This is a genomic window from Vreelandella venusta (genome assembly GCF_015689495.1).
Taxonomy (GTDB): Bacteria; Pseudomonadota; Gammaproteobacteria; order Pseudomonadales; family Halomonadaceae; genus Vreelandella; species Vreelandella venusta.
In genome coordinates this window covers 3,347,625-3,370,815 of sequence record NZ_CP065135.1, presented here as the reverse complement: position 1 = coordinate 3,370,815, position 23,191 = coordinate 3,347,625, and the positions used below count along the sequence as shown (strand labels likewise).

General features: G+C 51.5%; 26 protein-coding genes. 15 read left to right on the top strand and 11 right to left on the bottom strand.

Annotation, left to right across the window (positions count from 1 at the left end):
* The first annotated feature begins 53 nt into the window (after positions 1 to 53).
* The 5 genes from dksA (at position 54) to IR195_RS15810 (ending at position 4,521) form a co-directional block, all read left to right on the top strand.
* A complete protein-coding gene (gene dksA, locus IR195_RS15830; RefSeq protein WP_449204422.1) occupies positions 54 to 539 on the top strand; it encodes an RNA polymerase-binding protein DksA in 486 nt (161 codons plus the stop codon).
* Positions 539 to 1,729, top strand: coding sequence for a CobW family GTP-binding protein (locus tag IR195_RS15825; RefSeq protein ID WP_241006743.1), 1,191 nt, complete (start codon positions 539 to 541; stop codon positions 1,727 to 1,729). Before dksA ends, IR195_RS15825 begins: the two co-directional genes overlap by 1 nt.
* The gene (gene folE2, locus IR195_RS15820) at positions 1,729 to 2,613 is read left to right on the top strand and encodes a GTP cyclohydrolase FolE2 (protein WP_206048040.1); all 885 of its coding nucleotides are present in this window, start codon (positions 1,729 to 1,731) and stop codon (positions 2,611 to 2,613) included. The genes IR195_RS15825 and folE2 overlap by 1 nt, the downstream gene beginning before the upstream one ends.
* 117 nt (positions 2,614 to 2,730) lie before the next feature.
* Positions 2,731 to 3,768 (top strand): CNNM domain-containing protein, encoded by a 1,038-nt coding sequence (locus IR195_RS15815; protein WP_146941812.1) that lies wholly within the window; start codon positions 2,731 to 2,733, stop codon positions 3,766 to 3,768.
* A gap of 102 nt (positions 3,769 to 3,870) precedes the next feature.
* Complete coding sequence (locus IR195_RS15810) at positions 3,871 to 4,521, top strand: peroxiredoxin (RefSeq protein WP_206048039.1); 651 nt, start codon at positions 3,871 to 3,873, stop codon at positions 4,519 to 4,521.
* A gap of 72 nt (positions 4,522 to 4,593) precedes the next feature.
* On the opposite strand, the gene IR195_RS15805 is transcribed toward IR195_RS15810, so the two are convergent.
* From IR195_RS15805 to IR195_RS15785, 5 genes are all read right to left on the bottom strand, one after another.
* Entirely contained in the window at positions 4,594 to 5,853 is a 1,260-nt protein-coding gene (locus tag IR195_RS15805; RefSeq protein ID WP_125750957.1) for a methyl-accepting chemotaxis protein, read from the bottom strand.
* A 124-nt stretch (positions 5,854 to 5,977) separates the two neighbouring features.
* Positions 5,978 to 6,661, bottom strand: coding sequence for a DUF3047 domain-containing protein (locus tag IR195_RS15800; protein ID WP_206048038.1), 684 nt, complete (start codon positions 6,659 to 6,661; stop codon positions 5,978 to 5,980).
* Positions 6,648 to 6,833 (bottom strand): zf-HC2 domain-containing protein, encoded by a 186-nt coding sequence (locus IR195_RS15795; protein ID WP_240645203.1) that lies wholly within the window; start codon positions 6,831 to 6,833, stop codon positions 6,648 to 6,650. The genes IR195_RS15800 and IR195_RS15795 overlap by 14 nt, the downstream gene beginning before the upstream one ends.
* A gap of 42 nt (positions 6,834 to 6,875) precedes the next feature.
* The gene (locus IR195_RS15790) at positions 6,876 to 7,445 is read right to left on the bottom strand and encodes a sigma-70 family RNA polymerase sigma factor (RefSeq protein ID WP_206048037.1); all 570 of its coding nucleotides are present in this window, start codon (positions 7,443 to 7,445) and stop codon (positions 6,876 to 6,878) included.
* A 97-nt stretch (positions 7,446 to 7,542) separates the two neighbouring features.
* Entirely contained in the window at positions 7,543 to 8,556 is a 1,014-nt protein-coding gene (locus IR195_RS15785) for an isocitrate dehydrogenase (protein WP_125750946.1), read from the bottom strand.
* Between the two features lie 528 nt (positions 8,557 to 9,084).
* Between IR195_RS15785 and IR195_RS15780 the strand changes: the two genes are divergently transcribed.
* The gene (locus IR195_RS15780; protein WP_125750943.1) at positions 9,085 to 10,575 is read left to right on the top strand and encodes a SulP family inorganic anion transporter; all 1,491 of its coding nucleotides are present in this window, start codon (positions 9,085 to 9,087) and stop codon (positions 10,573 to 10,575) included.
* 103 nt (positions 10,576 to 10,678) lie between these two features.
* On the opposite strand, the gene IR195_RS15775 is transcribed toward IR195_RS15780, so the two are convergent.
* From IR195_RS15775 to crcB (IR195_RS15765), 3 genes are all read right to left on the bottom strand, one after another.
* Positions 10,679 to 11,653: an arsenic resistance protein gene (locus IR195_RS15775; RefSeq protein ID WP_206048036.1), complete on the bottom strand. Its 975-nt coding sequence runs from the start codon at positions 11,651 to 11,653 to the stop codon at positions 10,679 to 10,681.
* A 71-nt stretch (positions 11,654 to 11,724) separates the two neighbouring features.
* On the bottom strand, positions 11,725 to 12,120 hold the full coding sequence (crcB, locus tag IR195_RS15770) for a fluoride efflux transporter CrcB (RefSeq protein ID WP_125750936.1): 396 nt from the start codon (positions 12,118 to 12,120) through the stop codon (positions 11,725 to 11,727).
* Complete coding sequence (gene crcB / locus IR195_RS15765; protein ID WP_206048035.1) at positions 12,117 to 12,503, bottom strand: fluoride efflux transporter CrcB; 387 nt, start codon at positions 12,501 to 12,503, stop codon at positions 12,117 to 12,119. The genes crcB (IR195_RS15770) and crcB (IR195_RS15765) overlap by 4 nt, the downstream gene beginning before the upstream one ends.
* A 167-nt stretch (positions 12,504 to 12,670) precedes the next feature.
* Here crcB (IR195_RS15765) and IR195_RS15760 point away from each other — a divergent pair, with 167 nt between their 5' ends.
* Together IR195_RS15760 and IR195_RS20485 are read left to right on the top strand one after the other, a co-directional pair.
* Entirely contained in the window at positions 12,671 to 13,525 is an 855-nt protein-coding gene (locus IR195_RS15760; protein WP_125750930.1) for a universal stress protein, read from the top strand.
* A gap of 81 nt (positions 13,526 to 13,606) precedes the next feature.
* Entirely contained in the window at positions 13,607 to 13,759 is a 153-nt protein-coding gene (locus tag IR195_RS20485; RefSeq protein ID WP_241006742.1) for a hypothetical protein, read from the top strand.
* 136 nt (positions 13,760 to 13,895) lie between these two features.
* Here IR195_RS20485 and IR195_RS15750 read toward each other — a convergent pair whose 3' ends face one another.
* Positions 13,896 to 15,581, bottom strand: a complete 1,686-nt coding sequence (locus IR195_RS15750) for a 2-isopropylmalate synthase (protein ID WP_125750926.1) — start codon at positions 15,579 to 15,581, stop codon at positions 13,896 to 13,898.
* A 219-nt stretch (positions 15,582 to 15,800) separates the two neighbouring features.
* Between IR195_RS15750 and IR195_RS15745 the strand changes: the two genes are divergently transcribed.
* Together IR195_RS15745 and IR195_RS15740 are read left to right on the top strand one after the other, a co-directional pair.
* Entirely contained in the window at positions 15,801 to 16,286 is a 486-nt protein-coding gene (locus IR195_RS15745; RefSeq protein ID WP_125750923.1) for an Lrp/AsnC family transcriptional regulator, read from the top strand.
* A gap of 71 nt (positions 16,287 to 16,357) precedes the next feature.
* Positions 16,358 to 16,717 carry a RidA family protein gene (locus tag IR195_RS15740; protein WP_038477690.1) on the top strand — a complete coding sequence of 120 codons (360 nt, stop codon included), beginning with the start codon at positions 16,358 to 16,360 and terminating at the stop codon, positions 16,715 to 16,717.
* Between the two features lie 32 nt (positions 16,718 to 16,749).
* On the opposite strand, the gene IR195_RS15735 is transcribed toward IR195_RS15740, so the two are convergent.
* Together IR195_RS15735 and IR195_RS15730 are read right to left on the bottom strand one after the other, a co-directional pair.
* On the bottom strand, positions 16,750 to 17,613 hold the full coding sequence (locus IR195_RS15735; protein WP_206048034.1) for a MurR/RpiR family transcriptional regulator: 864 nt from the start codon (positions 17,611 to 17,613) through the stop codon (positions 16,750 to 16,752).
* A 196-nt stretch (positions 17,614 to 17,809) separates the two neighbouring features.
* Complete coding sequence (locus tag IR195_RS15730; RefSeq protein ID WP_206048033.1) at positions 17,810 to 19,165, bottom strand: aldehyde dehydrogenase family protein; 1,356 nt, start codon at positions 19,163 to 19,165, stop codon at positions 17,810 to 17,812.
* Positions 19,166 to 19,325: 160 nt separating this feature from the next.
* On the opposite strand from IR195_RS15730, the gene IR195_RS15725 reads away from it, so the two are divergent.
* The 5 genes from IR195_RS15725 to truD all read left to right on the top strand — a co-directional run bounded on the left by IR195_RS15725 (position 19,326) and on the right by truD (position 23,162).
* On the top strand, positions 19,326 to 20,474 hold the full coding sequence (locus tag IR195_RS15725; protein WP_206048032.1) for a GNAT family N-acetyltransferase: 1,149 nt from the start codon (positions 19,326 to 19,328) through the stop codon (positions 20,472 to 20,474).
* A gap of 100 nt (positions 20,475 to 20,574) precedes the next feature.
* Positions 20,575 to 20,928 (top strand): cell division protein FtsB, encoded by a 354-nt coding sequence (ftsB, locus tag IR195_RS15720; protein ID WP_125750913.1) that lies wholly within the window; start codon positions 20,575 to 20,577, stop codon positions 20,926 to 20,928.
* Positions 20,925 to 21,641 carry a 2-C-methyl-D-erythritol 4-phosphate cytidylyltransferase gene (gene ispD / locus IR195_RS15715; protein ID WP_206048031.1) on the top strand — a complete coding sequence of 239 codons (717 nt, stop codon included), beginning with the start codon at positions 20,925 to 20,927 and terminating at the stop codon, positions 21,639 to 21,641. Before ftsB ends, ispD begins: the two co-directional genes overlap by 4 nt.
* A complete protein-coding gene (ispF, locus tag IR195_RS15710; RefSeq protein WP_125750907.1) occupies positions 21,641 to 22,129 on the top strand; it encodes a 2-C-methyl-D-erythritol 2,4-cyclodiphosphate synthase in 489 nt (162 codons plus the stop codon). The genes ispD and ispF overlap by 1 nt, the downstream gene beginning before the upstream one ends.
* Positions 22,122 to 23,162 (top strand): tRNA pseudouridine(13) synthase TruD, encoded by a 1,041-nt coding sequence (gene truD / locus IR195_RS15705; protein ID WP_125750904.1) that lies wholly within the window; start codon positions 22,122 to 22,124, stop codon positions 23,160 to 23,162. Before ispF ends, truD begins: the two co-directional genes overlap by 8 nt.
* Positions 23,163 to 23,191: the final 29 nt, after the last annotated feature.

The following is a 23,191-nucleotide window of genomic DNA, read 5'->3' as shown; positions in this document are numbered from 1 at the left end:
CGCGGAGCTATATTTGTTATGTTATAACGTTTTTATCAATAGGAGGCCATACATTGCAACCCGATATCACTCAGTTAGTAACTGCTAGAACAGACAGTGGTGCTGAATTCCCAGATGTAAAAAAAGCTGAGGAGGCTTTGCTGCTGGCTTCACCAGAAGACGAGTATATGAATGCCGCGCAGCTTGCATTTTTTCGCCAACGGCTTTTAAACGAGCGAGCCGAGCTTGAAGCACATTTAAACGAAGTGAAAATGGCTATCGCCTCCCATGAGCGAGATAGTGACGAGGCTGACCAAGCTTCTTTTGAGGAGGAACTGCGGTTGGCGCTTCGCCAAGCTGATCGCGAAAGCAGGTTGATCACTAATATTGATGCGGCTCTTAAACGTATTGAAAGTGGGGACTACGGTTTTTGCGAGGAAACCGGTGAGCCAATTGGTCTTCAACGACTACTTTTTAGGCCAACGGCGAAGCTAAGCATTGAAGCGAAAGAGCGTCAGGAGCGTAAAGAGCACCATTTCCGTAAGGCTCGGGGGGAGTGATGCAGTTCTCAACACTGACGCCGGTTAACGTACTGACCGGCTTTTTAGGGAGCGGTAAGACAACGTTGCTCAATCGCTGGGTACGCCAAGCGTCAATGCAAAACACGCTGATCGTAATTAATGAGTTTGGTGATATTGGACTTGATCATCAGCTGATTACCCAGAGTGATGAGCAAGCGGTGGTGGAGATGAGCAGCGGCTGTTTGTGCTGCACATTGAGGGGAGACTTAAGCCGCACGTTAAAGCAGGCTATCGACTCGCTGTTGGCAGAGGGAAAGCCAGCACCTTCCCGTGTTGTTATTGAAACCACAGGACTGGCTGATCCCGCCCCTATTTTACAGCTGCTAATGACCGATCACTGGCTTGCCCATCGTTTTCAATTAGATAGCGTAGTGTGCTGTGTTGATGCCGCGAACGGCGAGGCAACGTTGCAGGCGCATCGCGAGTCACAGCGCCAGATAGCGATAGCTGACCGATTACTTATCACCAAAACTGACTTAGTCGACGAAGTTCGCCTAACACCACTGGCTAACCAGCTCGCGTCCATCAACCCCGCCGCAGAGCAGTGGCAGGTGGTGAACGGTAATCTTTCGCCCGAGCTATTGGTAGGTGCAGGGCTTTTTCGTCGGGATTCTCAACGATACCAGGTAGAGCAGTGGCTTAAATCAGCACGTTATAGCGTTATCCATGCTGAAGACGTTAAGCACGAGGAGAAGCAGCAGGGCGGCAGTAGCGCTGATGCTGTACCGCCTTCTAGCCAACCAACGCTGACTCGTCATGGCGAGAATATCAATGCGTTTTGTTTTTGTGTTGAGGCGCTAATTACCCCAGACGCTTTAGAAAATTGGCTGGATCTATTGATGTCGCTGATGGGGGAAAAGATGCTTCGTATCAAAGCGATTGTGCATCTTACCGATCGTGATGAGCCACTCGCGCTGCACGGTGTCCAGCACATTTTTCACCCGCCAACGCCTCTGCCTATGCAGTGTGTTAACGACCGTATTTCTCGGTTTGTCTTCATTACTCAAAATGTCGCGCCCGCCACTGTGGCTCAGCTTTACCGTTTTTTCACACCCACTAGCACTGCGACGACCTTATCAACTGATCCAACAGCTAACTCACCAACCAACTTATCAACTAACTCACCAGCTAACTCACCAGCTAACTCACCAACTAACGAGGCGATTTAATGACGGCTTTTACTTTACCCGATATTGCCCAGCAACCTGCGCGTTTACCGGGTACGCTTTCCTGGGTTGGTATGGAGGGCATTGCCTTGCCAGTAAAACTGGCAGGGTGCCAAGTGAATGCCAATGTATCAGCGGGCGTTAGCCTTGAAGAAGCCGATGCTCGTGGTATCCATATGTCTCGGCTGTATACCGCATTAGATGCATTAGAGCATCAACCGCTAACCACTACGTTAATTCATCGTGTTCTTGCGGCCTTTTTAGAGAGTCACCAAGCATTATCAGAAAACGCTTATCTATCGTTTAGTGGAGACGCATTACTCAAACGCGACGCGCTTATCAGCCCTTTGTCAGGATGGAAAAGCTATCCGTTTACGCTGCGCAGCCAGCTCACACCGTCAGGTTTCAAGGTAGAGCTAGACGTATCCGTTGGTTACTCCTCAACATGCCCCTGCTCAGCGGCATTAGCGAGACAGCTAATTCAGCAAGCGTTTAGCGAAGATTTTGAAGAGATTCCCTTAACCAAGCAGACCGTACTGGCATGGTTAGGTAGCGAGGAAGGGGTGCTTGCTACTCCTCATAGCCAGCGCAGTGTTGCCCACTGCTCCATACGGTTGGCAGGAAACGACGTCATTCCGCTTGCCGATCTTATTGAGCGTATTGAGAACGCCCTGGGTACAGCGTTACAGACAGCTGTTAAACGTATTGATGAGCAAGCGTTTGCGCTCGCCAATGGCCAAAATCTGATGTTCTGTGAAGATGCCGCCAAACGTCTGGACGGAGCGCTTAGAAAGATGGCTGATATTTCAGGGTTCCAACTAAAAGTAGTGCACGCAGAAAGTTTGCATGCCCACGATGCAGTGGCAAGAAGCGAATGGCAGTGGTGAGAAATGTCCATGAGAAATGTTGTTTGCTGGCTGTAAGAGAATAAACATGTGTTTATGCATTGACACCAAGCATGCGTGGCCTTATATACCTCTCATCACCCATCACTATGAGCTCCCATGTTCCTTCTCATCACGATTGCTACCTTTTCAATCGCGTTCTCTTTTCTGTGCTCCATCCTTGAAGCAGCGTTGCTGTCTATTACGCCAAGCTATATCGCCAAGCAAAAAGAAGATAACCCCAAGCTTCATGCCGCGCTGACGAAGCTAAAAACCAATATCGATCGGCCGTTGGCGGCGATTTTAACCCTTAACACCATCGCGCATACGGTTGGTGCGACGGCGGTGGGGGCGCAGGCCGCGGTCGTGTTTGGCGAAGCCTCTATTGCCATCGTGTCTGCCGTCATGACCATGCTGATTTTAATTCTTTCTGAAATCATACCCAAAACGATTGGCGCTACCTATTGGCGAGGTCTCTCACCGGTGTTGCCGCGGTTACTGAACCCAATGATCATTGGGTTGCTGCCGTTTATCTGGATGTCCGAACAGATTACGCGCCGCTTAGGAAAGTCAGAGCATGATGTGGACTTGCGCGATGAAATAAAAGTGTTGGCGCGGGTAGGGTTAGAAGAGCAAGTATTGGATGCGGATGAGTCGCGCACTATTATTAACATGCTGAATTTGCATGAAATAGTGGTTAATAAAGCGATGACGCCCCGTACTGTCTGTGAAACAGTATTGCCTAACATGACGGTTAAGGAGTTTGACGAGCAGTATGGCAAAATGCCATTCACGCGTTTTCCTGTGATGGACAACGGTGAGCAGGCATTTGGTTATGTGCATAAGGCCGACATGTATCACGCCGATGATGCTAAAACCATGCGTGAGCTGATGCACCCCATTGGTAGTGTCGACGTGTCAAATAATGTCGAGCAGGTGTTTACATCAATGTTGAAGGATCATTTGCATATGCGGGTGGTCTATGATGAACACGGTACCTTTGTGGGGCTTATCACTCTGGAAGACATTATTGAGACGATATTAGGTCAAGATATTGTCGATGAAACTGACAGCGTGGCTAACTTGCGCCACTATGCGAAACAGCGCTGGGTAAAGCGCATCAAGCGGGAAGAGAAAGACATCACATCGCAGGATTGATCACAGCCGATGTTGCAATGCTATAGCGCGAAACGTTCTATAGTGAAGGCGTTGAAAGTCATATAAGGTATTAAGGTCACTTGACCCTAATAAGGAGGAACGATGTCATTACGTATCAATGCGGTAGTGCCTGATTTCGAAGCAGAAACCAGCCAAGGCCCGATTCACTTTCATGACTGGATCGGCGATAGCTGGGCGATCCTCTTTTCTCACCCCAAAGATTTTACGCCGGTCTGCACCACTGAATTCGGTGCAGTGGCAACGCTGAGCCCCGAATGGGAAAAGCGCGGCACCAAAGTCATTGGCGTTTCTGTGGATGGCGTTGAAGACCACAAACGCTGGGCAAGCGATATCGAGAAAGTTTGTGGCAATTCGGTAGGCTTTCCCATTATTGCCGATGAAGGCCTAAAGGTTTCCAAGCTGTTCGATATGCTGCCAGAAGATGCTTATCTGCCAGATGGCCGCACTCCCGCTGATAGTGCAACGGTACGCTCGGTGTTCATTATCGGGCCGGATAAGCAGCTGAAACTATCGATGACCTACCCGATGACGGTTGGCCGTAATTTCGCAGAAATCCTGCGTGCGCTGGATGCACTGCAAGCCACGGCAAAACATGGTGTTGCAACGCCTGCTGACTGGACAGTTGGTCAGGACGTTATTATTCCGCCGAGCGTGTCTGATGAAGATGCCAAGCAGAAATTCGGTGAATTTGACGCTGTTCTGCCGTACCTGCGTAAAACGAAACTGCGCTAATAAGTTAACGCTACTGCGTTTTAAGACCGAAAACTCGCCATGCTTATGGCGAGTTTTCTTATTATGCAGATGCTAAAGAGAGAGTCGTTCGATGGAGTGAGAAACATTCTGCGCACCTTGCAAAATTTCGCTCACAATTGACTCTATTTCTTTAACACTCGTTTGACTGCTTTCACCTTGCTTGACCACTTGCTGCATTGCCTGGGTGGTGCGGGCAACAAGTGCATTATTTTCTTTTAGAACCCGAGCGATTTCGCTCACCGCTGCGCTTGATCCTTTGGCTAATTGGCGTACCTCATTTGCTACAACAGCAAATCCACGGCCCTGTTCACCTGCTCTTGCTGCTTCTACCGCGGCATTTAATGAAAGTAAGTTTGTTTGGCTGGCAATTTGCGCGATTGATGCAGTGATTTTGTTAATCTGTTCTGCTTGTTGGTTTAGTGCAGTGATTAGTTGCTGTGCTTCGTTGAGCGTATGGGCGGCATGCTGTGAGTCAGCAAGTACCGTTTGCAAGTGGGTTAATCCATTTTGAGCAATTCGCTCGGTTTGGCTAGATGACGCTTGGGCGTTGCTGACAGTGGCTTTAGCCGCTTCGGTTGCCAGCATTGCTTGAGTAATATCGGTAGCAAACTTAACGATCTTTACCACCTTACCCTTGTCATCAAAGATAGGATTATAAGTAGCTTCCAGCCAAACGGTGCCTCCTTGGGCGTTTAGGCGTAAGAACTTACCCTGCTTATACTCTCCTTGGCTTAAGCGCTGCCAGAAATCTGGGTGTTCTCGGTAAAAATCATTATTGCAGAACAGTCGATGATGTTCGCCACGAAGCTTGTGCAGTGGATACCCCATTACTTGTTCAAAATTAGGGTTGGCATCCAGAATGAAGCCGTCAGTTGTGAATTCAATGACTGCCATTGAGCTATCTAGGGCTTGAAGAATGAAGCGCTCGCTAGCGGCGTTTTGGTGCTCCTTGGTCACGTCATTGGCTACTTTAAAAATCTGTACAACCTTGCCACGACGGTTCTTGATCGGTAGATAGGTGGCTTCAAGCCATACCTCTTCGCCAAGCGCGTTCATGCGCCGAAAACGCCCCTGCTGGCTTTCACCTGCTGCAAGTGATTTCCAAAAATTATCATATTGCGGGTTAGACGTTTCTTCAGGAAAACAAAAAATACGGTGATGCTGCCCCTTAATGTCAGCTAATGAGTAACCCATAGAGGCTAAAAACGGCTCACTAGCCTCTTGGATAATGCCTTCCGATGAAAAATAGATACAAGCAGTATGTTGGGCTAGGGCGCTACGTAAGGCGTCAGAAGCGAAATATGCGAGCATTGGTAGTCCCTTAAATCTAGTCTGTTGTCATCTGAGAATAGCATGATAGTAGATCAGATCTTAATAAAAGGCACTCTGTTTGTAATGGTTTTGTATAAATAAATAGTATGCTAGCCTCGCCTAGCTATTGGGGACATATCGGGGGAGTGCTAAGGCTAGAAAAGCCTAGTTGGGTAAACCAAGCGGTGGCGCTGCCGCCTGTATTGTCACCATCGCTCATTAAGGCGATACCGTTGACTTGGCTAGGAGCGCTGCCAAAAAGAGCTTGGTAGTCCGCACGGACATCGCGTACTTCTGCCACCCATTCCCCAACGACGCTATTGCCACTTTGCAGCGCTATCAGCTGTGCTCGGTCAGTAAAGGCATTTGGCCATGACGCACCCTGGGGCTGGGTTGAGGCCCATACGTAATTAACCGATTCGATCTGCCAGGGAAGAATGCCTGTTTTGCGAGCTACGTAAATCCTTGCAGGATAGTCGTCGCCCGCTTTCGTTGTTTCATCAACGCCCGGATAGGTTGAGTCCACTTGCCAGCACCAGTGAAGATAGGGCGTTGCATTTAAATCAATATCGCGTTCCAGGTAGCGTGCAGAGGCCTGGCCCTGAGTATTGGCTTCAAGCACTCGCTGGCCTGATTTCTCAACAATGGAATAGTGTGTTTCGCCTTCGAAGCTACGGGTAGGCCAGGTCATGATTTGATTGGGGGTGAAATGTATCTCTTGCCCGCTAGCGGTTGTGAGCAACAACGGGCTAAGAAACAGGCTCGCTAGTGCTGTTGCTTTGGTGGGGAAAGCGCTAGCGAGGCTCATAATGGCCACCGCTGTCTTTTGAGCTTTTTGGTATTGCAGGGTGGTGATCAGCTAGTTTGTGAAGCAGGTCAAATTGGCGGGCACAGGTGCGGCAGGCGCTACACATCGAGAGATGTAGGCGTAGTGCGGTACGTTCGCGGAAAGTGAGCGTTCTATCTTGCTTAAGTGACATCAAACGCGTTGCTTCACGGCACATTAGCATCTTTATTGGCTCCTACTGAATCCAGCCGTTATCCAAACACGCCCTTAACCTTAACCGTGCTCGGTGTAAGATAACCCAGCAGTTAGTTTCTGTTATGTCGAGTTCCTTACAAATATCCTGTGTCGATAGCCCCATTAGCTCTCGTAAGGTAAATACCCGCGCGATACTGTCGGGTAGTGCTATTAGACAGGCATCGAACACTTGCCAGAAGCGCTGGTTCTCTAAAATATGCTCAGGTTCTCCCCAGTCGTGCGGGCGGGCGCTGGGCTGCCAATGCCCATTTGATTTGAATAGCCGGTCTAACGTGTCCTCGTCGATTGGGTCATTTAGCGGCTGCCAGCGACCCTGTTTTTTCTGCTGGCGTAGATGGTCAAGTATCTTAAATTTCAAGATGCCGAATACCCAGGTTTCAAACTCTGAGCGTCCTTCAAATGAATTGGTTTTTTCAAACGCGGTGAGTAACGTTTCCTGAACGGCATCTTCAGCGGCAGCACTCTCCATAAGCTGCAAGCGTGCAAAGGCAAGCAGGCGGGGGCGTATATGACTGAAATGCTCGGCAGCTTGCTGTGAGGAGATAGGCAATGTGAGTTTCCCTAAGCTAAGAAACGTTAGACTTAAAGCTCAAGGATCCCATCACCGCGTAAGATGCGGTGCGGTGACGGGAGAAGCACCTAAACAGTTAAGCCGTTAAATGCTCTACGAGCGCTTGGGCAAATGTATCGGTTGTGCCGGTGCCACCCATGTCGGGTGTCACCATATCGCGGCGTGTTTCCAGCACCGCGCGAATTCCGTGACGAATAGCGTCGCCTTTTTCGTTCATGCCTAAGTGGTCAAGCATTTGGGCGGCTGCTAGCAGCAGGGCGCAAGGGTTGGCGATTTTTTGTCCGGCAATATCCGGTGCTGAACCATGAACTGCTTCAAAAATAGCAGCCTTTTCGCCAATGTTAGCACCGGGCGCCAGGCCTAATCCGCCAACTAGCCCAGCACATAGGTCAGAAAGAATGTCGCCAAACAGGTTGGTGGTGACAACGACATCGAACTGGTGCGGATTCATTACCAGCTGCATGCAGGCGTTATCTACAATCATTTCCTGGAATTCGATCTCGGGATACTCTTTGGCGACTTCCCGAGCGACATCCAAAAACAGGCCAGAGCTGGTTTTAATGATGTTAGCTTTATGTACAGCGGTGACTTTTTTACGACCGTTATTTTTTGCTAACTCAAACGCATAGCGCACAATGCGTTCGGAGCCCTGGCGGGTAACCTTGATGACTGAAATGCCTGTATTGCCATCGTCAATCATCTCTTGGCCATCAGAGAGATAGGCCCCTTCGGTGTTTTCCCGCACGGTAATCATATCGATATCGTTGTAACGCGAACGCGTGCCGGGGAAGCTAATCGCAGGGCGCACGTTGGCGTACAAGTCAAAATGACGACGTAGCTGCACGTTGATGGAGGAGAAACCCTTGCCAATAGGGGTGGTCAGCGGGCCTTTCAGGGCAATACCGTACTTCTCGATGGCATCAAGCGATTCTTGAGGAATCAGCGTACCGTGTTTTTCAAGCGCCGCCAGGCCAGCATCAATAAACTCATAATTTAGGCCACACTCCAGCGCATCAAGTACGCGCAGGGTGGCATCCATAATTTCTGGGCCGATACCGTCGCCTTTAATCACCGCAATTGACTGACTCATCATCTATTTCTCCTCTTTGGCGGGCATATTCGGCACGTGACTATGTGTGCCGCATCAACATAAAACGTTGGCCATTGTCATCGTTTCTGGTGGCGCAATGGTACGCCACAATCAGTCGCGAGGTCACCCTGCCTAAGTAGAGGTGGGGCCTGTCAGCGCGTATTACAGTGTGGGCTACGAAAACGGCGTGAGATGCAATGCGGCTGTGGTGCTGTTAGAATACGGCGCTTTGTCGCACCTTGCTTATTGCAACCGTACAGAATATTACTTATGACTGCTTTTACTCGCATCTTTTCTGGGCTGATGACTCCGCCCTAAGTAATTCCCTCCTTTATATAAGCGCGTGACGCCTATCGCGTTATGTCGGCGCTTGTGCATCCTATGGCCGTTCATTGGCTGTTTATGCTGCCCCCGTATCTTTGTGATGCAGCACTGTTTTGACAACCTATTCGCTTAATTGCGCGTTCTCGTTTCACCTCGGTGTGGCGGTAGTGCGTAGTGTTTCACCTTCAACTATGGACTCCCTGAATGGCACTTTTCAGTAAGCAAGAGTGGTTCTCTAACATCAAAGGCGACACGCTCTCAGGCATCGTTGTTGCCCTAGCGCTAATTCCTGAAGCGATTGCGTTTTCGATTATTGCGGGCGTTGACCCCAAAGTGGGCCTGTACGCCTCGTTTTGTATCGCGGTAGTGATCGCCTTTACTGGTGGCCGCCCAGGTATGATTTCAGCAGCTACCGGTGCGATGGCGCTACTGATGGTTACGTTAGTGCGCGAACATGGCCTGGAGTACTTACTGGCGGCCACGCTATTGACTGGGGTATTACAGATTATCGCAGGCTACTTAAAACTTGCAGAGCTGATGCGTTTTGTATCCCGTTCGGTGGTCACCGGGTTTGTGAATGCGCTAGCGATATTAATCTTCATGGCGCAACTGCCTGAGCTAACGAATGTGACGTGGCATGTGTATGCCATGACGGTAGCAGGCTTGGGTATTATCTATCTCTTCCCGTACTTACCGACGATTGGAAAGTCGGTTCCTTCTCCTCTGGTATGCATTGTGGTGCTTACCGGGGTGTATATGGTAAGCGGCATGGATATACGCACGGTAGGTGATATGGGCGAACTGCCCGATACACTGCCAATGTTCTTATGGCCTAGCGTGCCACTTAATTTAGAAACGCTAACGATCATCTTTCCCTACGCCATCATGCTGGCGGTGGTAGGCCTTCTTGAGTCTATGATGACAGCCACCATTGTTGATGACTTGACGGATACACCCAGCGATAAAAACCGTGAGTGTAAAGGCCAGGGTATCGCTAATATTGGATCGGGCTTATTGGGCGGTATGGCAGGCTGTGCAATGATTGGTCAGTCAGTCATCAACATCAAGTCCGGTGGCAGGACTCGGCTCTCAACGCTTATCGCGGGTGTCGTTCTGTTGCTGATGGTGGTCTTTCTAGCTGATTGGGTCTCGCAGATACCCATGGCTGCGCTAGTGGCAGTAATGATCATGGTATCGATTGGCACCTTTAGCTGGGAGTCGATTCGCGACCTTAAAAAACATCCGATGAGTACCAATATCGTTATGCTAGCCACCGTAGCGGTGACTGTTGGGACGCACAATTTAGCGATTGGTGTTTTTGTTGGTGTACTGCTTGCCGCCATGTTCTTTGCTAATAAGGTCGGCAACATCATGTATATCGGCTCGCAAGAAGTAGAGCCCGGTAAAGAGCGTGAATACCAAGTGGTTGGCCAAGTGTTCTTTGCCTCTTCTGAGCGGTTTATTGCGGCCTTCGATTTTAAAGAGAGCATCGATAAAGTCACCATCAACCTTTCCCGTGCCCACTTCTGGGATATTACTGCTGTCCAAGCCCTGGACCGCGTGGTGATCAAGTTCCGTCGTGAAGGTACTGAGGTGGAACTGGTAGGCTTGAGTGAAGCCAGTGCCACTGTCGTAGATCGTTACGCGGTGCACAACGACCCCGAAGCGGTTGAGAAGCTAATGGGCGGCCATTAACCACAGCAGCGTAGTTACGCGGTAGCCAAATTCCGATACTGATATTGCGTTAATCAATACGTACGCTTTAACGCCGGTCACCATGCTAAGGGGCCGGCGTTTTTTATAGCTGGCTCGGAATTAGCTTACTGGGCACCCAGCGTATCAACGCTACCATGCCAAATAACTCCACTAACGATTGAAAAACAATAACGACTACCGCAGCTTGCCAGCCATTGGGCAGGGTAAGCGCAATGGGTAGCATGACAAACGAATTGCGCGTGCCAAAACTAAAGGCAAGTGTTCGGGCGCTGGCAGGCGGTAGTTTGAATAGACTGCCTAACGTTTTACCCAACAACCCAGCGATGACTAAAAAGCCGATAAAGATAAACACAACTTGCCACAGCACATGGCTAAGCCCTAGCACGCTATTCACCTGCGAAGCGGCAATGATGAACACCACCAGTGCTAGCAGCGGCACTGGTAAATAAATGAGACAACTCACAGAGCGTTTGATAGCTGAAGATCGCTTGGCGGCAAGTTCCGTTAGCCATGCCAAACTCAAGGGCAGCAGGATCAGTCCAGCAAACGCGCTGAGTAGGTCGGTAGAAAAAGTTAGCTGAAACCACTCGCCGCCTAAAAATAACCACAGATAAACGGGCAATGCGGCCATTTGGATGAGCAGCAGCAGTGGCGTTGCCGCAACAGCCCGGGCGGCATCGCCTTTGCCTAAGTGCGTGAAGGTAATAAACCAATCGGTGCAGGGCATCAGTAGTACTAGCAAGACACCCGCTATCACCGGTGGGGAAAGCGGGAGCCCCAATACAGAAACTCCTAGCACTAATAACCCAAGTAACGTAGGGATAATTATAAAGTTGCCAATTAGCAGCGCTGCCATAAAGTGTTTATCGGTAACGCTTTGCTTGATATGTAATAGCGGTATTTGCGTAAAAGTGGCGTATAGCAGTATGCCGAGTAGCGGCCATAACAGCTGTTCAAGCGATGATGCTAGTAAGGGAGCTATCAGGCCCATCATAAGCCCTAGGCAGATAAACCCCAGGTATACCCATGACTGCTGCCGCTCTAACTGCTCGCGCATAAAATACCTATATTTCAATGAGCATGAGGTTAATTAGCAATAAGATTTACGAGCTGAACTTAAGACTGACTTTACCGGTTAGACGAACGAGCAAGCGCTATGCGTTCTCCTAGCCAGGCCGCCAGTAACCAAAGCGGTAGGCTGATGAGCACATAAAGCAGCGCTAGCCCAGAAAGCCCTTGTTGAATAAGGTGCAAAGTTTCCAAGCTAAAGAGTGAGAACGTGGTAAAGCCACCACAAAAGCCGGCCACTAACAGCGGCTGCCAGTGCGCAAGCTTGCCGTTAGGAAAGCGTGAGGCGGTAGCGGCAATCCAGCCGATAATGCCAGAACCCAACACGTTAACCAGCAGCGTGGCCCAAGGGAAGTGGCCGCCAAATGCTGCCAAAGATACGAGAGATACCCCGTAACGAAGGGCGCTGCCAAGCCCGCTACCTATTCCGACGGCTAGGTAGGCTTGCCAGCTCATAGCAGCAACTCCTTAGCTAACAGCCAACCGAACATGGCCATCACTATGCCGAGCACTATGGTTGCGGCAATATTTAAAGCGGCACGCAGCGCTTGGCCGCTTTGCCACAGCTCAATAGTTTGTAAGCTGAATGACGAAACGGTGGTGTAGCCACCTAGCAAGCCTGCAACAGCAAAGAGCCACACTGGCTGTACGGTTGGCACTCCGTAATAACCAAGCAGCCCGCCCGCTATAAACGCTCCGCTGGCATTCACTAGCAGGGTACCCCAGGGGAAGGCTTTGCCCAGCAGATGGGCGATCAGATTAGAAACGGCATAGCGCCCTATGCCGCCCAATGCGCCGCCAAGTGCTACCAGCAGTATGCTCGCGATACCATTCCCCATCGTGACTCCTTAACTGGCCGCGTTGATAGGCAGCTAAGTGTACCACCCAGGCTATAACGATAGGGGGATCAGAAAGAACGCGTTAAGGTGTCGCTGATCAATAAGTTCGTGTAAAAAAGAATGAGAATAATAAAAACCTTAACGCACCCGCTCAAGGAGTCGCTTTTATGTCTGATCGTGTGTTCGCCGCTATTGATGGATCTCAATATTCAGAAAGTATCTGTGATTATGCTGTCTGGGCCGCCCAAGCGCTTGATGCGCCATTAAGCTTTATTCATACCCTGGATAACCACTCCCAAGTGGCGGAGCCTGACCTAACCGGTAATTTAGGTTTAGGAACCCGAGAGCATTTGCTTGAAAAGCTTTCGGATATTGAAGAGCAGCGCGCGAAAGTTGCCCGTGAGCAGGGGGGCTATATGCTCGATGCGGCAAAAGCACGTGCAATGGCAGCCGGTATTGCGGATCCACTCTGCCTTCAGCGTAACGGCACGTTGGTAGAGACCCTGGTTGAGAATGAAAAGGAGATGCGCCTGCTAGTATTAGGCAAGCGTGGTGAAACTGCGCATCAAGCCAGTGGCCATCTAGGCTCTAACCTTGAACGCGTCGTGCGTGAGCTGCATCGCCCACTATTGATGGTGCCTAAGCAGTTTACACAGCCGAAAAACGTGATGATGGCGTTTGATGGCAGCAAAACAGCTCGCAAAGGCATTGAGATGCTGGCCAAAAGCCCGCTCTTTGAAGGTGCTGCCTGCCATGTCGTGATTGTGGGCGCTGAGACGGCAGAAAACCGATCGCAGCTTGAGTGGGCAATCGATCTCCTTGAATCTGCAGGCCACCACGCTGCAGGCGCAATTCGCGCTGGCGAAGTGGAAGAAACCTTGCGTGCTTACAAGCAGGAGCACGGTATTGACCTGCTGGTCATGGGGGCCTACGGCCATTCGCGTATTCGTCACTTGTTAGTGGGCAGCACGACGACCACCATGCTGCGTAATGCCCATTTGCCGGTGCTTATTCTGCGTTAAGGTCTCTAGGAGACGCAGGTGAGTCACCCTGACGTAGAGACAGCCGCGATAAGCCAGAAGCTGTGAGCGCTAGAGGTTTCTTTGCGAGAGGAGAGTATTGAAAGCGCCTCTTCAAGAGAGACGGTGGTGCTTGATCAAACGTCGGTAGGGCGGCTGTCACGGATGGATGCGCTGCGAGGTCAAGCCATGGCAAAGGGCAAAGGCAGAAGAGCAGCGCCGCCAAATGAAGCTTAAGTGTACTGGCGGCGCTTTGCAGCGAATTGAGCAAGAGACTTTGGCGAGTGTATCGAGTGTGGCGAATGGATGGGTGCCAAACGCCTCACCGGAGACCCGTTAGTGCTGAAATGAATCGAGTGTGCTGAGTAAGCGCTCAGGCCTCAATAGCAGCGTCTTTTTGCTGATGCTGCTTGGTAGCTTGTGCCATATTAATGCCCGACAGTAGCGCTTTCAGCGATGCGCTAACGGTGTCACTATCTTCCGCCACGGCGCAAAGTCGCTGGCCATCAATATTCAGCTGCACAAAGGCAATTGCATTGGCTTCGCTGTCGCCACCCAATGAGTGCTCACTATAGTCAATAATGGCTACATTGCTACCCGAATGCTGCTTCCAGGCATCAGTGAAGGCTGACATGGCACCGTTGCCAGTGCCTGACAAACGCAGCGTCTCGGCGCCTTGCCAAAGGGTTATTTCAATGCCTTCGTGTTGACCTTTTGATAGCCGGTAATCGGCCAATGCCAGCGGCGCATCCTGAGTAAAGTTATCAAACATTACTTGGCGAATAATTTCGCTAGAAAGCTCACCATTGCGACGCTCGCTCTCTTGCTGCACGTAAGGAGCAAGTGCCAGCATCATCCAGCGCGGTAAATTAATGCCATAGTCTCGCTCCAACAAAAAGGCCATGCCGCCTTTACCAGATTGACTATTCACCCGAATAACGGCTTGGTAGTCGCGGCCAATATCGTGCGGGTCAATGGGTAAGTAAGCCACTTGCCAAGGCTCGTCGGGTTTTTGATGCTTGAGAGATTTACGAATAGCATCCTGGTGGCTGCCAGAAAACGCGGTATACACCATCTCGCCAACCCAGGGATGGCGCGGGTGCATAGTAATACCGGTGCATTCATGCACCACCTGGACGATTTCGTCTGGGTTGGAGAGATCCAGTTTTGGATCTATGCCCTGGCTATACAGATTCATTGCCAAGGTAACAATATCCATGTTGCCAGTGCGCTCGCCGTTACCCAGTAGCGTACCTTCGACACGGTCAGCTCCTGCCAATAGTGCCAATTCTGCTGAAGCAACGGCACCACCGCGGTCGTTGTGGGTGTGTACTGAAATAATCACGCTATCGCGACGGCTAATGTGCTGGCAAAAATATTCAATTTGGTCAGCGTGGTGATGCGGCCCCGCGACTTCTACCGTAGTGGGCAAGTTGAGGATGCACTTGTTGTCTGGCGTCGGCTGCCAAACATCCATCACCGCCTCGCAGATGGCCAGTGAGAAATCGATTTCAGTGCTAGAGAAGCTTTCCGGCGAATATTGGAAACGCCAGTCAGCATCGGGGTGTTGGGCAGCATAGGTCTTCACCCAGGTAGCGCCTTGCACGGCAATATCGGTAATGCCATCGCGATCCATCTCAAACACCCGCTCGCGCTGGATGGTAGAGGTGGAGTTATAGAGATGGATAATGGCGCGCTTGACGCCCTCCAACGATGCAAAAGTTTTCTCGATTAAGTGTTCGCGGCACTGAACGAGTACCGCAATAGTGACATCGTCTGGAATTTGGTCTTCTTCAATTAGCCAGCGGACAAAGTCGTAGTCTGGCTGGCTAGCCGAGGGAAAGCCCACCATTACTTCTTTAATACCCACTTTAATAATCTGCTGCCAAAAGCGTTGCTTTTGCTCAACCGTCATCGGCTCTAGTAGCGCCTGGTTGCCATCGCGTAGGTCTTCACTTAGCCAAATTGGCGCTTGCGTTAAGTCGCGGTCAGGCCATTGGCGGTTGAAAGCGGGAACACGCGGAGCAGGGCGGTATTTGCGATGATCAAAAGCAGACATGGTGAGTTTCCTGAAGGCGATAAGTTTAGTTGGGCGGCCGCTTGTGGCGTAAGCCGCGTTAGCAGGTGCCTGGGTAAGACACCGTGTCGGGGCTGCTTGTGACAGTCAATACAGTTTACTGGAAACAAGGCGAAAGTTTATTGCGAAAATGTGGTTTTATTGCCAATAATTGGCAATAAATATCGCATTGTTGTTTTTTGTTGGTAGGAGCTGCTTGTTATGTCTGTCGTGCCGCTTGAACTTGATCGTTTTGATCGCCACATCCTGAATGTGCTGCAGCAGGAGGGGCGGATTAGTAATCAGGAGTTAGCCGAACGCATCGGCCTTTCCCCTTCACCTTGCTTGCGCCGAGTGCGTGCGCTAGAGGAGCATGGCTTAATTACCCAATACCGAGCCGATGTTGATGCGCGTCAGTTGGGCTATCAACTGATGGTGTTGCTGCACATTTCAATGGATCAACATACGCCTGAACGGTTTGATAACTTCGAACGCCATATTCGTAAAATCCCCAATGTGATTGAGTGTTTGATTATCACCGGCCAAGCGGCAGATTTTCAGCTCAAGATACTGGTTCGCGATATGGACGATTATCAGCACCTGCTGCTGCACGTGATCAACCGCATTGAAGGGGTCACCGGAGCCCACACCAGCTTTGTTTTGCGGCGTGTCTTCGAGCATCGTCCTGTGCCTACGGAGCGGGCGTAATTAACAAGGCATAGGCAATAAGACGGTGGCGGTTTACACTGCTTTTTTTGTCCTACCCAGGAGATTGAACCATGACAATTCAACGCCATGATACAAAAGCCCGTATGAGCCGTGCCGTTATTCATCAAGGTGTGGCTTATTTGTGTGGTCAGGTAAGCGGTCCTGAAGCGCGCCACGAAGGAATTAAGGAGCAAACCGAGAGTATGCTGGCGCGGGTTGATGCCTTGTTAAAAGAAATTGGCTCCAGCCGTGAGCAACTGCTGAGTGCGACTATCTATCTTAAAGACGGTAATGATTTTGCTGCAATGAACGAAGTGTGGGATGCCTGGGTACCAGAAGGCTATGCACCGGCACGCACCTGTGTATGCGCGCCGCTGCCGGCTGATGAGTTAAAAGTAGAAATTACCGTTACCACTGCCGTCAGCAGTTAAGGTATCCGTATCAGCGATAGTTGTCTGACTGGTTACTTAGCCGCTTTTTCTATGGGAAAGCGGGTGTCACGCAGGCTGTCTTTGATTTTCTTAAGGTGCGGTAGGAAGTCTTCGCCGCGCCTTAGGGTAACCCCGGTGGCTAAGGCATCAATCAGCGTTAGTTGAATCATCCGCGAGGTCATGGGCATATAGTGGTCGGTGTCCTCGGGGGTGGCGACTTCGAGAGTCGAGGTGCATTCCAAGGAAAGCGGCGAGTTGGGGGCGGTGATTCCCAGTACCACGGCACCTGATTCGCGAGCAACGCGTGCGATATCGACCAGTTCTCTGGTGCGGCCTGTGTACGAGATAATCACCACTACGTCACCGGTATGACAGGCGGCGGCCACCATGCGCTGCATCAGCACATCTACATAGGCCATGACGGGCAAGTTAAAGCGGAAGAATTTGTGTTGGGCATCTTGGGCGACGGCACCTGAGGCACCCAAGCCAAAGAAATGAATCTGTTTTGCTTGAGTAAGATAATCAACCATGCGCTCAACGGCGGCCATATCGACCTCTCGCTGGGCTTCGTCCAGGGCGGCAATCGTCGCGCCAAAAATCTTATGGGTATACTGCGTTGCGGTATCGCCAGGCTCGACAGCGCGCGTCACATAGGGCGTTCCGCCTGCGAGGCTTTGAGCAAGTTTGATTTTAAAATCGGGATAGCCCTTGGCGCCGAAGTTGCGGCAGAACCGATTGACCGTAGGCTCGCTGACGCTAGCCGCTTGGGCAAGGCTGGCAATGCTCAAGCTGGTGGCAATTGCTGGGTCCTCCAGGATGACATTGGCAACTTTGCGTTCTGAGCGGTTTAATTCTTCTAAGCGTTCGCGTAAGCGGTCAAGCAGGTCATGCGCCATCAATAGCCTCCATGGCAATGTTTTTTGCACGTTGGGTGCCCAAATTCGTTGCACCAGGTAAAAAGCGTTGGCTAAAAGAATATCACCACTCGCTTCGGCTAGGGGAATAAACTCCGTCACTAACCGATTGCCTAGCCCCGTTTAGTCTGCGGATAAAGGGGCTTCGGAACCGATGGTAGGCTGTTGTTTATCAGCTTTAGCCAATCCTGAGTAATCTCAATAGCCAGCGCTTATAAGGCGGCCTCACTAGTGCGCTAGAGGCCCGCTTTGATTGATAAAAAATACCTCGTAAATGGCTGAATCGTTCAAAACCATGGCGACCGTGATAAGCCCCCATGCCGCTTTCGCCAACGCCACCAAAGGGCAGCGAGGGAACGGCGTGATGAAGTAGCGTTTCGTTAAATACCAGCGCACCAGAGCGAGTGGTATGGCGCAAGGTTGCCTGAAGTGTTTTGTCGTCGGTAAAGGCATAAAGTGCCAGTGGGTGAGGCCGGGTATTCACAAAGGTAATCGCGTCTTCGATGTTTTTAACGCTGATAAGCGGTAGCGCACGGCCAAAAATTTCCTCTTGCATCAGCTCAAGGTGTTGGGTTGGATCAATAACCAGCGCTGGTGCGTGTTGCCCGGTGTCGATGATGCGGCAGCCGTGATCTCTCGCTTGTGCTATCAGCCGCTCACTGCGCTGCTGATGGTGAGGGCTGACAAAGCCCGTGACCTCTTTATCGCTGGGGCGTTGCTGTTCGATAGCTCGACTGAGCGCCTGAATAAGTGCTTCCAGGTGGTGGCTTTCTACCAGTACATAATCCGGTGCAATGCAGGTCTGGCCAGCATTCATTCCCTTGCCAAATATAATTGAGGCGGCTGCACGATCCAGATCAGCGTCACTCGCCACAATAGCGGGTGATTTACCACCTAGCTCAAGCGTCACTGGGGTTAACTGCTCGGCAGCGGCACGTGCAACTTGGCGGCCCACCGCCGTCGATCCAGTGAAAACCAGATGATCAAAAGGCAGTGCGCTAAACGCTTTTGCTATCTCTGGGCCGCCCTCAACAACGCCTACTTCTTCATCGGTAAAATACTGCGGCACCAGCTTAGCTAGGAGAGCGCTGGTATTAGGAGCGTACTCGCTGGGCTTGATTATAACGCTATTGCCCGCTGCGATAGCGTCAATGGCGGGCATCAGCGCTAAGCTCCAGGGGTAATTCCAGGGCGACATAATACCCACCACGCCCAGAGGCTGAGGAGCGATACGGGCGCGGGCAGGCCATAAACGCCATGGCATGTTGGCAGCGTATGGACGCATCCAGTGCCAGAGGTGTCGCCGTGTATGGCGAATGGCATGCAGCACCGCGTTAATCTCCGCTAAGCGTATTTCTGTCTCACTACGCCTGCCGAAGTCAGTTTGAATGGCCTGGATAATGTCCCGCTGGTGATGCTTCGTCATTCGTGCAAGGCGGGCTAAACGCTCTCGTCGCAACCTTAATGAGGGAAAGGGCGCTTGGCCAGACGCATGACGCTGAGTGTCCAACAGGCGCATTAAATCGCGTTTCATGGCAGCTCCTTGAGTTATTTCTTAATAACAATAGCCGTTTGTGTGGCTACTTGAATACCTCACTCCAAATAGAAGTGACAGCATCAACAAAAGCACAGATAGCTTGGTTGGTGGTAAGGTCACACTTTCACTATTTAAACGATAGGCTTCGGGAGACATCATGCTGTCGCGCTCACTGTCATGCATTACGCTATCCGCTATCGATGATGTGGATGCCGACCGATGGGACGCACTGGTGAGTGGTGAGCAGCCTTTTCTCCGCCACGCGTTTTTGCATGCATTAGAGAGTAGTGGCTCTGTCTGTGAAGCGACCGGATGGGAGCCTTGCCATCTTTGCGTATGGCAAGATAGCCGCTTAGTGGGCGCGTTACCCATGTATCGCAAACACCACTCATACGGTGAGTATGTGTTTGATTGGGGGTGGGCGGATGCACTGGAGCGAGCAGGTGGCCATTATTATCCCAAGGCATTAAGTGCTATTCCGTTTACCCCAGTTCCAGGTACGCGCACCTTAATTGCCAATGATGCTAACGCCGAAGAGGTTCGCGGATTATTAGCAGCGACGTGGCAAACGCACTGTGAAGAGCAAGCGTTATCGAGTTGGCACCTCCTGTTTGCTCAAGATGACGAAGTGGATGCCTGGCAGCGCCAATTTCCAGCGTTAATTGCGCGAGAAGGCGTTCAGTTCCAGTGGCGAGATCGCGACTTTGGTGATTTTGAAGGTTTCCTAGCCAGCCTTACGTCGAAACGTCGCAAAATGATTAAACGCGAGCGTCGCTTGGTCGCTGAGCAAGGTTTTACGCTACGCCGTTTAGAGGGCGAGGCAATTACCCAAGAAGCGATGGCGCATTTCTTTCGCTGCTACACGATCACATACCACGAGCGGGGACGGCCGCCTTACTTAAATGATGTTTTTTTTGAGCGGTTACGTCATGCGATGCCTGAGGCGCTTGTGTTGGTGCAGGCGCTGTTAAATGACCAGCCGGTTGCCGCGGCGCTCTATTTTCGTGGCGATCGCACGCTGTACGGCCGCTATTGGGGGAGTGAAGTGGTTGCCGACTGCCTTCATTTCGAAGTCTGCTACTACCAAGGCATTGAATTCTGCTTGGAAAAGGGGCTCTCTTTGTTTGACCCCGGTACTCAAGGAGAGCATAAACTAGTGCGCGGTTTTGCTCCCCAGCGGGTACGCTCGCTGCACTATCTTGTCCACCCGGGCTTAGCGGCCGGCGTCGCCCAATTCTGTCAAGAAGAGGGAGCCCATATCAGCGCCTATCGTGAGGCGGCGGCCGACGCATTACCGTTTAAATGAAAAGCGCTTCATAAAGCCTGCTAAATAAAGCGTGACTCGCTGGAAATAGCCCATGATGGCATAATGCGCCTCGTTCAGGCCTAAACAAGGGAATGCGGTGATGCATAAATGGCTAATGGGTGCGCTGCTTGCTGTATTGGGACTTCTCCAATACCAACTTTGGCTGGGTAATGGTGGCTGGAAGGATTTGCAGCTAGTAGAAGAGCGCGTTGCTGTTCAAGAGGCTGCCAATGTGCCGATGCGAGAGCGCAATGCTCGGTTGGCGGCTGAAGTTACCGACCTGAAAACCGGCCTGGATGCTATTGAAGAGCGTGCTCGTAGCGACATGGGCATGGTGCGTAGCGATGAGCAGTTTTTTTGGGTACCAGGTGTTGCCATTGAAGCAGAGCTAGTGGGCATCAATGCGGGGCTGGTGACTCAGCCAGGCTTGCCTAGCGAGGGCGCAGACGAATGAGCCATTCGTTGTGGCTAATCGTGCCCGCCGCAGGGCAAGGTAAGCGAATGGGCGCAGATAAGCCTAAGCAGTACCTGTCGCTGGGTGAAAAGCCCATTCTTGCCCATACACTTAGCCGATTACACCAAACTTTCCCCACTGCGCATCTTGTACTGTGCCTGGATAGTGATGATCATTGGTTCAAGCCGGAATGGGTGCCATTTTCCCAGTGGCAGCGAGTGGCGGGTGGCGCGGAGCGAATGGATAGCGTTTTAAATGCGCTGCACGCTATAAAAGCGCCAGAAAACGCGATGGTGATGGTGCATGATGTCGCGCGCCCCTGCATCACATCGTCTGATTTGTGGGCGCTTTATGACGCTGCTCAGCAGCACCCAAGTGGCGCGCTCTTGGCGATGCCGGTTGCTGACACCATGAAACGAGCCAATGCCGAACAATTAAGCGCCGCGACAGAGCCTCGGGATCGGCTGTGGCACGCGTTAACACCTCAAGCTTTTCGTTATGCGCTTTTGCGGCGTGCTCTGGAATACGCTGTCGCTAATCACTGTATGGTCACGGATGAAGCCTCGGCGGTTGAAGCGCTTGGCCTAGCACCCAAGCTGGTTAGTGGGCGCCGTGATAATCTTAAAATCACCCATCCTGATGACCTTGCCCTTGCTGCCGCTATCATGGCGTCGCAAGTAGCCCAATCCTCTGAATCTGAAAGGAGTTGTTAATGCGAATTGGCCACGGATTTGACGTGCACCGATTTGGCGTTGGCGACCATTTGATGATTGGCGGCGTTAAGCTGCCTTTCGAACATGGTTTTGTTGCCCACTCGGATGGCGATGTGTTGCTGCATGCTATCAGTGACGCACTGCTGGGTGCGTGCGCGCTCGGTGATATCGGGCGGCATTTCCCCGACACTGACCCTGCATGGGCTGGCGCAGATAGCCGCCATTTATTGCGCCACGTGGTTCATTTGGTTCACGCCGAGGGTTTTTCGGTGGTTAACTTGGATGCCACGTTAATGGCCCAGGCGCCTAAAATGGCGCCGCATATTGAGGCGATGCGCGCTGTCATCGCTGAAGACTTGGGTATTAGCCTTGGACAGGTCAATGTTAAAGCCACAACGACCGAACGGCTTGGGTTTACCGGACGAGGTGAGGGTATCGCCGCTGAGGCGGTGGTGTTGGTTGAGCATCAAGAGGCATTAAATGCTTAACTTACCCGCTTGGCAGCGCAGCTTAGATGCCGAGTTCGGAGCCCCTAGCCCAGGGTGCTATCGCGTTCAGCCAGAAGATTTTATCGTTGACGAGCAGCTGGACTTTACGCCTGAAAATCACGGTGAGCACTTGTGGTTGCGTCTTGAAAAGCGCCATCAAACCACGTTAGATGTAGTAAAAAGCGTCAGCCGCCTGTGTGGTGTCACACTTCGAGATGTGGGTTACTCCGGGATGAAGGATCGTGTCGCAGTGACGCGACAGTGGTTAAGTGTTCATTTACCCGGGCGCGAAGCGCCAAGTGATTTGAGCGAATCACTAGCCGCCGTGGGTATTAAGGTGTTGGCTCAGGCTAGGCACCCCCGAAAGCTAAAACGCGGTGTCCATCGTACCAATCACTTTACGTTGCGACTTAGTGGCGAAGCGCTTCAACGTCAGCATTTTGTTGACCGCTGGGAGGCGCTTTGTCATCACGGTGTGCCTAACTATTTTGGACCCCAGCGCTTTGGGCCTGAAGGGCGGAATTTACAGCGTGCAGAGGCTCTTTTAGCGAAAGGCTGGCGCAAGCGAGATGATCGCCAAGGCATGATGCTCTCTACTGCGCGGAGCTTTTTGTTTAACGAGCTACTGAGCGAGCGTCTGGCAGATGGAACGTGGTGCCAGCCGCTGGCGGGCGATATGCTCATGCTGGATGGCACACACAGTGTGTTTACTGTTGATACCGTTGACGACGACCTGGTTAGTCGTGCTGCTGCGCTTGATATTCATCCAACGGGTGCCCTGTGGGGAGTCGGGGAGCTTGCCGAGTATCAGGTGGCAGACTACGAAAAACGCCTGTTAGCGAGGCATCCCGTGTTGTGCGAGGGATTGCTGAAAAGCGCTGTGAAACGCTCCCATCGGGCGCTGCGAGCAAGGTTGATTTCGCCTAGTATCGAGATATTGCCTAATGCCGTGGTACTCTCATTTGCCTTACCACGGGGAAGTTTTGCCACGGCGGTGGTGAGTGAATTAATTGCTCACCCAGATTTTGCTTAATGCGCCTAACGTGCGCTTATCTTTGTTAG